This window comes from Pseudomonas sp. Ors-4-3C (assembly GCF_055755035.1).
Window position 1 is genome coordinate 5,212,248 of record NZ_CM146900.1, and the last position, 11,945, is coordinate 5,224,192.

Sequence of the window (11,945 nt, forward strand, 5' to 3'; positions counted from 1 at the left end):
GCCATCCGGCGCTCGGAATAAACCGCCGCAGGGCGTAGGAAGTTTGAGTCCTGTACACTGCACGGCCTTGGCAGCCACACATTCCCCCGGCTGCGCTCCCGATCCTGGATTTTCCGGCCATGCAGAAAGAAACCGAAATCAAACTCCGCGTCAGCCGCGAAACCCTCGCTGCCCTGCGCGAGCACCCGCTACTGAAGAAACGCAACAAAAATGGCTGGGAACGCCGTGAGTTGATGAACCAGTACTTCGACACCCCCGAGCGCGATCTGGCTCAGGCCAAAGTCGCCCTGCGTCTGCGCAAGGACGGTGACGAAGTGATTCAGACCCTCAAGACCCGTGGTCAGAGTGTTGCCGGTCTGTCCGAGCGTAACGAGTACGACTGGAAGTTGCCCAAAGCCAAGCTCGACGTGAAGAAACTCGACGGCGAATGCTGGCCCGAGTCGCTGGCCGAGCTGGACAAGAAAACCCTGAAGCCGATCTTCACCACCGATTTCGTCCGCGAGCGCGCGGAAATCGCCTGGGGCCGCGGCAAGGCCAAAGTGGTCATCGAAGCGGCGCTGGACCTCGGTCACGTGGTGGTCGGCAAACAGAAAGAAGAAATCTGCGAGCTGGAACTGGAGCTGCGCGAAGGCGAGCCTGCCGCGCTGCTGGAACTGGCCGCCGAACTGGCCGAGACCCTGGCCCTGATGCCGTGCGACATCAGCAAGGCCGAGCGCGGCTACCGTCTGTACGACGCCAACAGCTACTCGCTGAGCCTGCCGGCGCCGCAACTGACCCCGGAAACCCAACTCGACGACGCTTTCGCCGCGCTGGGCTGGCACTTGCTCGGCAGCAGCCAGCGTCTGGCCGAACAATATCGTTTCAACGGCCACTGGCGCCTGCTGCAGGACTGGGTTGAGAACCTTGCGGAGATGCGCGCCCTGCTCAGCAGCCTCGGCCAGGCCGCACCGCGTCCGGCCACACACGACCTGCGCGTGGCGCTGGACGCATTGCTCGAAGACTGGCGCCCGCTGGTTCAGGTCGGCATCGAAGACGAAGACGTGCGCAAAGCGGCGCCGGAACAGTTCCTCGAGGAGCTGGAAGACCCGCGCTGGGGTCTGTTCTCGCTGACTGCGTCGCGCTGGTTGCTGGCCCGCACCTGGACCGCCGAGCGCAACACCCGCGGCAACCGCCAGGGCGCCGCGCAACTGCACAGCTGGCTGCCGCGCCTGCTGGGCGAAGAAGCCACGTCCCTGCAATTGCAGCGCTATCAGCAGCAACCGGAAGATCTGGCCGAACAACTGCCGCGCATCGAACGCATCCAGGTCTGGCTGCACCATGCGCGTAACGTGCTGGAGATCGCGGAAATGGATCGCCTGTACGGCGAGCTGAACAAACTGGCGCAACTGGCCAACGAACCGACCATCACTGACGAACTGCTCGATGCGCGCAAGCAGCAGGCGATTGCGGTTTACCAGAATCGTGCGTGGAAAATGCTGCTGCGCATGTGATGCTCAGCAACACCTGAAAACTGTGGCGAGGGAGCTTGCTCCCGCTGGAGGCCGAAGGACTCCCGATTCCTGCAATTGCAGATTTTGGGGCCGCTTCGCAGCCCAGCGGGAGCAAGCTCCCTCGCCACAGAGGCCATCCGTGCTAGACCGGGAGGCTGGTCGTCGACTTGATCTCCGACAACGCCACAATCGAGTTCACTTCCTGAATCCCCGGCACCAGCGACAGTTTTTCGAAGAAAAACCGCTCATACGCCTCGATGTCCGCCGCGACAATGCGCAACAGAAAATCCACCGCGCCCATCAGCACATAACACTCCAGCACTTCCGGAAAACCGCGAATCGCCTCGGTGAATTCGGTGAAGTTCGAACGCCCGTGGGCGTTGAGTTTGATCTCGGCGAAGATCTGCGTGTTCAGGCCGATCTTCTTGCGATCAAGCAAGGTCACCTGCCCGCGAATGATCCCCTCCTCCTTCATCCGCTGAATCCGCCGCCAGCACGGCGATTGCGACAGTCCCACCTGCTCGGCGATCTGCGCGCTGGACAGTGACGCGTCCTCTTGCAGCAAGGCGAGAATCCGCCGGTCGTAGCTGTCCAGCTCGCTATGCATAATCAATCCTCAAAATGATCATTTTACGAATCGCTCCAGTCGAGTAATCCGCGAATCCGCTCATCTTAGACAAGAAATGCCCGACACCGAATGTAAAAATTCCTCCACTGATTCTGGAGACCGGACATGCCTCACCTCGAAGCCGTGAATACCCCTGCGCCCCGCGCCGATGTGTGGAACGTCAACAACGCCCACTGCTGTGCGCGTTATCAGCTGCTCGCCGAAGCCGAGCCGGATCTGCTGGTGCGGGTGCTGAACCTGTTCGCGCTGCAGTTCCTCACGCCGCAGCAGGTCCACGTCGAACGGCTCGACGATCTGCTGTCGATCGACATCGTCATCGACGGGCTGAGCTGGCATCGCGCGCAGGTGATTGCGGAAAAACTTCGTAACCTGATCAGCGTCTGCTCGGTGAACCTGCAAAACGCTGACACGGCGTGGGCTGCGCCAGCCCAGGCGGCCGGCTGACAAATCCGGCAACGGCTTTGTCGGGTAGTGGCCCAACAGTCTGCGGGGCCACGACTATCCTTTGCGCACAGTCGTTCAAAAGGAGCCCGCATGTCCGTTCAACTCGCCACTCAGGACCGCTGGCTGGATCTCAACGATGTGTTGCGTGAACTGGTCGCCCAGGGCTTTATCAGCCAGGATTCGGCGGAGCAGGCGCTCAATGCCCGGCGCCGCCACGCGCCCCACGGCCAGCAGCATCCGCTGGAATTCATTGCCAGCCAGCAACTGGATGACCTCAGCCGTCCGGGCAAGCATCTGGATCTGGAAAGCCTGACCCTGTGGCTGGCGCAACAGGCCGGCCAGCCGTACATGCGCATCGACCCGTTGAAGATCAACGTCGCCGCCATCACCCCACTGATGTCCTACGCCTTTGCCCAGCGCCACAAGATTCTCGCGGTAGCGGTCGACCGCGACGCGGTGGTCGTGGCCAGCGCCCAGCCCTACGTCACCGGTTGGGAGGCTGACCTGACCCACGTGCTGAAGCTGCCGATCAAACGGGTCGTCGCCAACCCGGCGGATATCCAGCGCTTCAGCGTCGAGTTCTTCCGCCTCGCCAAATCGGTCAGCGGCGCCAGCAATGCCGACGCGCAGAGCGGCAACCTCGGCAACTTCGAACAACTGCTCAACCTCGGCGCCAGCGATCAGGAGCCGGACGCCAACGATGCGCACATCGTCAACATCGTCGACTGGCTGTTCCAGTACGCCTTCCAGCAGCGCGCCAGCGATATCCACATCGAACCGCGCCGCGAACAGGGCACCGTGCGTTTCCGCATTGATGGCGTGTTGCACAACGTCTATCAATTTCCGCCGCAGGTGACCATGGCCATTGTCAGCCGCCTGAAAAGCCTCGGGCGGATGAACGTCGCCGAGAAGCGCAAACCCCAGGACGGCCGGGTCAAGACCAAGACCCCGGACGGTGGCGAGGTGGAGCTGCGGCTCTCAACGTTGCCCACCGCGTTTGGCGAAAAAATGGTCATGCGGATTTTTGACCCGGAAGTGCTGCTCAAGGACTTCGATCAGTTGGGCTTTTCCGCCGACGACCTGCGCCGCTGGCAGGACATGACCCGCCAACCCAACGGCATCATTCTGGTCACCGGGCCAACCGGTTCGGGCAAGACCACCACGCTCTACACCACGCTGAAGAAACTGGCGACGCCGGAGATCAACCTCTGCACCATCGAAGACCCGATCGAAATGGTCGAGCCGGCGTTCAACCAGATGCAGGTCCAGCACAACATCGACCTGAGTTTCGCCGCCGGGGTACGCGCGCTGATGCGGCAAGACCCGGATATCATCATGATCGGCGAGATTCGCGACCTGGAAACCGCGGAAATGGCGATTCAGGCTGCACTCACCGGCCACCTGGTGCTGTCGACCCTGCACACCAACGATGCCCCCAGCGCGATCAGTCGGCTATTGGAACTCGGCGTGCCGCACTATCTGATCAAGGCCACGGTGCTCGGGGTCATGGCCCAGCGTCTGGTGCGCACGCTGTGCCCGCACTGCAAGGCGCCGCTGACGCTGGAAGAGGAAGACTGGCAAACCCTGACCCGGCCCTGGCAGGCGCCGCTGCCGGGCAATGCGCAACGCGCTATCGGTTGTCTGGAATGTCGCGACACCGGTTATCGCGGACGCGCCGGGGTCTACGAAATCATGCAACTGAGCGACAGCCTCAAGGCCTTCATCACCCCCGACGCCGACCTCACCGCGATCCGGCGGCAAGCCTTCAAGGAAGGCATGCGCAGCCTGCGCCTGTCGGGCGCACAAAAGGTTGCGGCGGGGCTGACCACCATTGAGGAGGTGCTGCGGGTAACACCGCAGAGCGAACAGAAATAACCGGCTACCAGTCGAGATCATCAATCTCGGCATTGGGCTTGATCCATAGCACCTGCCCATTTGGCACACGTTGCAGGATCGAGTAATTGGGCTTCAGGGTCTCACCGGTGCGCACATTTTTCGCGGTATACGTCTGGCTCGACGTCATGCGCAATGTTTGCGGCTTGCCCTGGGCTGCCCGAGTGCCTCGGGGGTACCGCCAATCACCCAGCGCCATTGGATTGCGCAACTGACCACTCCAATGCAGAGGATTGCGTTGCTGATCGAGCTCCACGGTCGCGGTCATCAACTCAATGCCCTGAATCGAAACGGACTCCGATGCCTGCCAATAGCTGACACTGTATTCGTTGCCCTGCTTCTGCACTCCACTCTTGGTTGGCCAGGCCAAACCGGCGACTTTTGCACCGGCGACCAAAGTACAGCCGTCAAACTGCCAGAGGTCGGGGCGCAACCGGGTTTCTTCGCTGAAGTTCACGGTCAGCAACGTGTCGCGGGCACAGGGCCAGCCATCAATTATCTGGTCACCGACGAGGCGCATCTCTCCGCTCGTCAGGTGATACATCTGCAGTGAAGAAACCCGCGCCCCCATGAGGGTTTGCGGCGCAGGAAACCTGGCAGTGTCCAGACTCGCCAGGCCATGGATCTGCGGTTGACCGTTCGCGTCCAGTGGATCGATGGTCATTAGATGCAACCACGTGCCCGCAGGCAATTTGAGACCCTCGACCTGAACCTCGTGCTTCAGTCTTAAATTGCGGGCAAGAGTGTCTGCGATGCTGCTGGTGATCTGGTTGATGGTCACACCGACAACCGATAGACAAAGCAGCCCCAGAACACTCACTTTGCGTGGATGACGCAACAGTGCACGACGCCACGTCGGCACACACAGCATGATCACCAGTACCGTAAGCCCGATAAAGGCCGCCGTGCATACTGTCCACACCATCACGTACATCAGAGAAATAAAAGCCAAGGCAGCGTCCATGCATGAAAAACCGGGGTGCATGGTGCCAAACTACCCTGCGTACCTCCAGCTCATCAGCTCCATGACTGAGCAGTCATGGAACCGGATCGGGTAAATGACGATCCAACGCCTTAGATAACCCCCAGGAGTCACTCAATCATGCGTCTCAAACTTGCTGTCGCGACCCTTGCCTTGCTGTCCCTTCCCGTTGGTTCAGCGATGGCCGACGGCTTTTGGCGTAACGTCATTTCCTCCGGTGCCACCACCGGTTCGACCTACCTGACTTTCAAGGATCACAAGCTGATCGTCGCAGCACAGGACGACGCCGGCAGCTTCGTCGCCAGCGACGGCGGTATCCGCGGGCCGTACCTGGAAGCGGCGATGCAGAAAGTCCGCGCCGACAACCCGGGCCTGCAGGCCACGGACATGGAACTAGCGAATGCGATTCTGGCGAAGAACGCGGTGGAATCCGAGTAAGCCTTGCGCCGACAAAAATGCCGCTCGATCGAGCGGCATTTTTTTGCCTGTCATTCCGAATTCACCACGCCACCCTGTGGGAGCGGGCTTGCTCGCGAAGGCGTCCTGTCAGAAAAAATACATATGCCTGACCCACCGCCTTCGCGAGCAAGCCCGCTCCCACAATGGGTCTGTGTGTTTCCTGAGGATCAGCGGTAATCGTCCACCGGGACGCAGGCACAAAACAGATTGCGATCCCCATAAACGTTATCGACCCGATTCACCGCCGGCCAATACTTGTGCGCCTTGGTGTGCGCATCCGGGGTGATCCCCTGCTCGATGCTGTAAGGCCGCTCCCACACTCCGGTGACATCCGCCAGGGTATGCGGCGCGCGCTTGAGCGGGTTGTCCTCCGCCGGCCAGTTGCCGTTCTGCACTTCGGTGATTTCCGCGCGGATGCTCAGCATCGCGCCGATGAACCGATCGAGTTCAGCCTTGGACTCGCTCTCGGTCGGCTCGACCATCAACGTCCCTGGCACCGGGAAGGACATGGTCGGCGCATGGAAGCCATAGTCCATCAGGCGCTTGGCGACGTCCTCTTCGCTGATCCCGGTCTGCGCCTTCAACGGCCGCAGATCGAGAATGCACTCATGGGCCACCCGCCCGTTGCGTCCGGTGTACAGCACCGGAAATGCGCCGGATAAATGCTGCGCCAGATAATTCGCGGCGAGGATCGCCACTTCGCTGGCATCCGCCAGTTGCGGCCCCATCATCGCGATGTACATCCAGCTGATCGGCAAAATGCTCGCACTGCCCCACGGCGCCGCACTGACTGCGCCGTTCTGTGGCAACGGGCCGTCAATCGGCACCACCGGGTGATTGGCAACGAACGGCGCCAGATGCGCGCGAATGCCGATCGGCCCCATGCCCGGCCCGCCACCGCCGTGGGGGATGCAGAAAGTCTTGTGCAGGTTCATGTGCGACACATCGGCGCCAATGTCCGCCGGCCGCGCCAGCCCGACCTGCGCATTGAGATTGGCGCCGTCCATGTACACCTGCCCGCCGTGCTTGTGGATAACTTCGCAGATCTCGCTGATACCCTCCTCGTACACACCATGGGTCGAAGGATAGGTCGCCATCAGACACGACAACTTGTCCCCCGCCGCGGCAGCCTTGGTTTTCAGGTCGTCCAGATCGACATTGCCGGCCTCGTCGCACTCGACGATCACCACGCGCATCCCGGCCATCTGCGCCGAGGCCGGGTTGGTGCCGTGGGCCGAAGACGGAATCAGGCAGATATTCCGCGCGCCCTGCTGTCGGCTCTCGTGATATTTGCGAATCGCCAACAGCCCGGCGTATTCGCCCTGGGCTCCGGAGTTGGGCTGCATGCAGATCGCATCGAACCCGGTGATCGCGCACAACCAGCGCTGCAGTTCTTCGATCATCAAGGTGTAACCGACCGCCTGCTCCCGAGGCGCAAACGGGTGCAGGTTGGCGAACTGCGGCCAGGTGATCGGGATCATCTCGCTGGTGGCGTTGAGTTTCATGGTGCAGGAGCCTAACGGGATCATCGACTGGTTGAGCGCCAGATCCTTGTTCTCCAGTTGCTTGAGGTAGCGCAGCATCTCGGTTTCGCTGTGATGCGCATTGAACACCGGATGGCGCAGGTACGGCGTGTTGCGTTGCAGGTGCTCGGGAATCCCGGAAACCAGCTCTTCTGCATCAATTTCGTCGACGTTCAGCCCATGATCGGCACCCAGCAGCACATCAAACAGTTTGGCCACCGTGTTTGCATCGCAAGTCTCGTCGAGGCTCAACCCCACTCGGCCACGGCCGAGAATCCGCAGGTTGATCTGCGCGGCCCTGGCGCTGTCGATGATCGCGCTCTGCGCGCCGCCCACCTCCAGCGTGAGGGTGTCGAAAAACTGCCCGTTGACCCGCTGGATGCCATGGCGCTCAAGGCCCGCCGCCAGAATGCAGGTCAAGCGGTGCACACGCTGGGCGATGCGCTTCAAGCCTTGCGGCCCGTTATACACCGCGTAGCAACTGGCGATGTTGGCCAGCAGCACCTGCGCGGTACAGATGTTCGAATTGGCCTTCTCGCGGCGAATATGCTGCTCACGGGTTTGCAGGGCCATGCGCAACGCCACATTGCCTCGGGCGTCTTTCGACACGCCGATGATCCGCCCCGGAATCGCCCGTTTGTACTCTTCGCGGCTGGCAAAAAACGCCGCATGCGGGCCGCCGTAGCCCATCGGTACGCCAAAGCGCTGGGACGACCCGAACACCACATCCGCGCCCAGTTCACCCGGCGGCGTCAACAGCAACAGGCTCAGCAGATCGGTGGCGACACAGGCCAGCGCCTGCTGCGCGTGCAGCTGATCAATGACCGGGCGCAGATCACGGATCTCGCCGTGGGTGTCGGGATACTGCAGCAACGCGCCGAACACCTGATGCTGGCTGAGGTTATCCACAGCGTCGATGATCAGCTCGAAACCGAAGCCTTCGGCGCGGGTCTGCACCACGGAAATGGTCTGCGGATGACAGTTTTCATCAACGAAAAACAGATTGCTCTTCGACTTCGCCACACGCTTGGCCAGCGCCATGGCTTCCGCGGCGGCCGTGGCTTCGTCGAGCAACGAGGCGTTGGCCAGTTCAAGTCCGGTGAGGTCGATGGTCAGTTGCTGAAAATTCAGCAGCGCTTCGAGACGGCCCTGGGCGATCTCCGGTTGATACGGGGTGTACGCGGTGTACCAGCCGGGGTTTTCCAGCACGTTACGCAAGATGACGGTTGGCGTCAGCGTGCCGTGGTAACCCATGCCGATCAGGCTGGTCCAGACCTGATTCTGCTCGGCATACCCGCGCAGTTTGGCCAGCGCCGCCTGTTCGTCGAGGGCCGGCGGCAAATCCAGCGCCCGATTCAGACGAATGCCCGGCGGCACCGTCTGCTCGATCAGTTCGCCCCGGCTGCCGAGGCCGAGGCTGTCGAGCATTGCCTGTTGTTCGGCGGCGTCGGGGCCCAAATGGCGGCGCAGGAAGGCTTCGGGGTCGCGTAACTGGCTCAAGGATGGCAACTGGGACATGACGGGCTCTCTCTTGGCTGGCGCTCGGCGTCAATGCAACACGGTCAAACCAGCATAGCAGCCGATACCGACGCGCACGGCTTGGCGGCAGAGGGGGTTCCGGGGCATGCTGTAGCGCCTGCATCAGGCGTCCAACTTTCGGATGATCGAATCCTCATGAGCCAACTGCCGTTCCTGCCGTTTTCCAAACCTGTCATTGATGAAGCCACGATTGCCGCCGTCGGCGATGTGCTGCGCTCCGGCTGGATCACCAGCGGGCCGAAGGTCCAGGCCTTTGAAGCACAACTGTCGGAATACTTCGGCGGGCGCCCGGTACGCACCTTCAACTCCGGCACCTGCACCATGGAAATCGCCTTGCGCATCGCCGGCATCGGGCCGGGTGACGAAGTGATCACCACGCCGATTTCCTGGGTTGCCACCGCCAACGTGATCCTCGAAGTCGGCGCCACGCCGGTGTTTGCCGACATCAATCCGGTGACCCGCAACATCGATCTGGACCAGTTGGAAGCGGCCATCACCCCGCGCACCAAAGCGGTGATTCCGGTGTACCTCGCCGGCCTGCCCGTGGACATGGAACGCTTGTACGCCATCGCCCGCAAACACAACTTGCGCATTGTCGAAGACGCCGCTCAGGCCCTGGGTTCGAGCTGGAACGGTCAGCGCATCGGCGCCACCGGCGATTTCGTCTCGTTCAGTTTTCAGGCGAACAAGAACGTTACCTGCTCCGAGGGTGGCTGCCTGGTGCTGAACACCCCGGAAGAAGCGCGGCTGGCGGAGAAGTACCGCCTGCAGGGCGTAACCCGCAACGGCTTCGATGGTCTGGACGTCGACGTGCTCGGCGGCAAGTTCAACATGACCGACATCGCCGCCACCATCGGCCTCGGCCAGTTCGCCCATATCGAGGCGCTGACCGCCCATCGTCAGGAACTGGCCCGGCACTACTTCAAATGTTTTGGCGATGACTTTGAAGCGACTTATGGCGCCCAACTGCCACCGGCGGACTTCACCCAGAGCAACTGGCACCTGTTCCAACTGGTCCTGCCGGAGCGCAAGGACGGCTTGCCGGCCCGCGCCACGTTCATGGAGCAGATGCAGGCCAAAGGCATCGGCATCGGCTATCACTACCCGCCGATCCACTTGCTGAGCCTGTACCGCGAGCGCGGGTTCAAGGAAGGCATGTTGCCAGTTGCCGAGCGCGTTGGACGCTTGATCGTGTCATTGCCGATGTTCACCACCATGACCAAGGACGACGTCGAGCGTTCGGTGGCGGCAGTGAAAGCCGTATTGAAACCCTGAAGCGCTCTTAATGTAGGAGCTGCCGCAGGCTGCGATCTTTTGATCTTGTCTTTAAAAACAAAATCAAAAGATCGCAGCCTGCGGCAGCTCCTACAGGGGGCGAGGATTATTCGCCGATGGCAGCCTTGTAGGCAGCAGCGTCCAGCAGGTTGTCCAGCTCGGCCTTGTCGCTTGGCTTGAGCTTGAAGATCCATGCAGCGTACGGATCGTTATTCAGTTCTTCCGGCGAGTCAGCCAGCGCTTCGTTGACCGCGATCACTTCACCGCCGACCGGGGAGTAGATGTCGGACGCGGCCTTCACCGACTCGACAACACCGGCAGCCTCACCGGCATCAAACACCTTGCCGACTTCGGCCAGTTCAACGAACACCACATCGCCCAGCGCTTCCTGCGCGTGATCGCTGATGCCCACGGTAACGGTGCCGTCGGCTTCCAGACGCGCCCACTCATGACTTTCGGCAAAACGCAGTTCAGCGGGGATATTGCTCATGCTCGGTGTCCTCAAGAAATTGTCAGCGGTCAGGCCCGCCGGGAAAGGTTAGATCAAGGTTTTGCCATGGCGCACGAAGGTCGGTTTGACCACTCGTACCGGATACCACTTGCCACGAATTTCCACTTCGGCGCGGTCGGCTGTGGCCATCGGTACACGCGCCAGGGCAATCGATTTGCTTAGCGTAGGAGAGAAACTACCACTGGTGATCTCTCCTTCGCCAACATCGGCGATACGAACCACTTGATGGGCGCGCAAAACACCCCGCTCCTCAAGCACCAGCCCCACCAGTTTGTGGGCAACACCGGCAGCTTTTTCCGCTTCCAGCGCAGCACGGCCGATGAACTGCCGCGAGGCCGGTTCCCAGGCAATGCTCCAGGCCATATTGGACGCCAGCGGCGAGACATCTTGATGAATGTCCTGGCCGTAGAGGTTCATCCCGGCCTCGACCCGCAGCGTATCGCGGGCACCGAGACCGATGGGAGAAATGCCGGCGCCGACCAGATCGTTGAAGAAGCCCGGTGCCTGCTCGGCCGGCAAGGCGATTTCCAGCCCGTCTTCACCGGTGTAACCGGTGCGCGCGATGAACCAGTCGCCATCGACTTCGGCTTCGAACGGTTTGAGGTGCTGGATCAGTGCGGCGCGGGACTGGGTCACCAGTTCGGCAATCTTGTGCCGGGCCTGCGGGCCTTGAATGGCGAGCATCGCCAGTTCCTGGCGTTCGTGCAGTTGCACCTCGTAACCGGCGACATGCGCCTGCATCCACGCCAGATCCTGGTCGCGGGTGGAGGCGTTGAACACCAGGCGATAACGGTCTTCGAGGCGATAGACAATCATGTCGTCGACGATGCCGCCACGCTCGTTGAGCATGGTGCTGTAGAGCGCACGGCCGGGGCGGTGCAGGCGTTCGACGTCATTGGCCAGCAAATGCTGCAGCCAGGCCTTGGCCTGGGGGCCATCAACGTCGATCACGGTCATGTGGGAAACATCGAACACCCCGCAATCGCGGCGCACCTCGTGGTGTTCCTCGACCTGCGAGCCGTAATGCAGTGGCATGTCCCAACCGCCAAAATCGACCATCTTCGCGCCGAGGGCAAGATGCAGGTCATACAGAGGCGTACGCTGTCCCATGGGTTTCTCCTTCCGGGCGTGGCGAAGGTGCGGACAGCCGCTGTACGGGGTGAAAGCCACGAAATAGAAGGCTTTCAGCCGATTTCAGCGA

The 11,945-nt window shown here is 61.5% G+C and carries 10 protein-coding genes; 5 read left to right on the plus strand and 5 right to left on the minus strand.

The window, feature by feature from the left end; translation table 11 throughout:
- The first annotated feature begins 119 nt into the window (after positions 1 to 119).
- Entirely contained in the window at positions 120 to 1,490 is a 1,371-nt protein-coding gene (locus ACVHNU_RS23615) for a CYTH domain-containing protein (RefSeq protein ID WP_003229277.1), read from the plus strand.
- Between the two features lie 142 nt (positions 1,491 to 1,632).
- Here the strand turns inward: ACVHNU_RS23615 and ACVHNU_RS23620 are convergent, their stop codons facing one another.
- Positions 1,633 to 2,097, minus strand: a complete 465-nt coding sequence (locus tag ACVHNU_RS23620) for an Lrp/AsnC family transcriptional regulator (protein ID WP_027610503.1) — start codon at positions 2,095 to 2,097, stop codon at positions 1,633 to 1,635.
- A gap of 126 nt (positions 2,098 to 2,223) precedes the next feature.
- Between ACVHNU_RS23620 and ACVHNU_RS23625 the strand changes: the two genes are divergently transcribed.
- Together ACVHNU_RS23625 and tfpB are read left to right on the plus strand one after the other, a co-directional pair.
- Positions 2,224 to 2,562 carry a hypothetical protein gene (locus tag ACVHNU_RS23625; RefSeq protein ID WP_226500863.1) on the plus strand — a complete coding sequence of 113 codons (339 nt, stop codon included), beginning with the start codon at positions 2,224 to 2,226 and terminating at the stop codon, positions 2,560 to 2,562.
- Positions 2,563 to 2,652: 90 nt separating this feature from the next.
- Positions 2,653 to 4,437 carry a type IV pilus assembly ATPase TfpB gene (tfpB, locus tag ACVHNU_RS23630; protein ID WP_226500862.1) on the plus strand — a complete coding sequence of 595 codons (1,785 nt, stop codon included), beginning with the start codon at positions 2,653 to 2,655 and terminating at the stop codon, positions 4,435 to 4,437.
- 4 nt (positions 4,438 to 4,441) lie between these two features.
- On the opposite strand, the gene ACVHNU_RS23635 is transcribed toward tfpB, so the two are convergent.
- Positions 4,442 to 5,419 (minus strand): hypothetical protein, encoded by a 978-nt coding sequence (locus ACVHNU_RS23635; protein WP_045122851.1) that lies wholly within the window; start codon positions 5,417 to 5,419, stop codon positions 4,442 to 4,444.
- Positions 5,420 to 5,557: 138 nt separating this feature from the next.
- Between ACVHNU_RS23635 and ACVHNU_RS23640 the strand changes: the two genes are divergently transcribed.
- Complete coding sequence (locus ACVHNU_RS23640; RefSeq protein ID WP_003229284.1) at positions 5,558 to 5,875, plus strand: DUF2388 domain-containing protein; 318 nt, start codon at positions 5,558 to 5,560, stop codon at positions 5,873 to 5,875.
- A 188-nt stretch (positions 5,876 to 6,063) separates the two neighbouring features.
- Here the strand turns inward: ACVHNU_RS23640 and gcvP are convergent, their stop codons facing one another.
- Positions 6,064 to 8,937, minus strand: a complete 2,874-nt coding sequence (gene gcvP, locus ACVHNU_RS23645) for an aminomethyl-transferring glycine dehydrogenase (RefSeq protein ID WP_473018400.1) — start codon at positions 8,935 to 8,937, stop codon at positions 6,064 to 6,066.
- A gap of 156 nt (positions 8,938 to 9,093) precedes the next feature.
- Between gcvP and ACVHNU_RS23650 the strand changes: the two genes are divergently transcribed.
- Positions 9,094 to 10,233 carry a DegT/DnrJ/EryC1/StrS family aminotransferase gene (locus ACVHNU_RS23650; RefSeq protein WP_473018401.1) on the plus strand — a complete coding sequence of 380 codons (1,140 nt, stop codon included), beginning with the start codon at positions 9,094 to 9,096 and terminating at the stop codon, positions 10,231 to 10,233.
- Between the two features lie 106 nt (positions 10,234 to 10,339).
- Here the strand turns inward: ACVHNU_RS23650 and gcvH are convergent, their stop codons facing one another.
- Positions 10,340 to 10,723 (minus strand): glycine cleavage system protein GcvH, encoded by a 384-nt coding sequence (gcvH, locus tag ACVHNU_RS23655; RefSeq protein ID WP_473018402.1) that lies wholly within the window; start codon positions 10,721 to 10,723, stop codon positions 10,340 to 10,342.
- Positions 10,724 to 10,771: 48 nt separating this feature from the next.
- Positions 10,772 to 11,854 carry a glycine cleavage system aminomethyltransferase GcvT gene (gene gcvT / locus ACVHNU_RS23660; RefSeq protein WP_003229291.1) on the minus strand — a complete coding sequence of 361 codons (1,083 nt, stop codon included), beginning with the start codon at positions 11,852 to 11,854 and terminating at the stop codon, positions 10,772 to 10,774.
- Positions 11,855 to 11,945 lie beyond the last annotated feature (91 nt).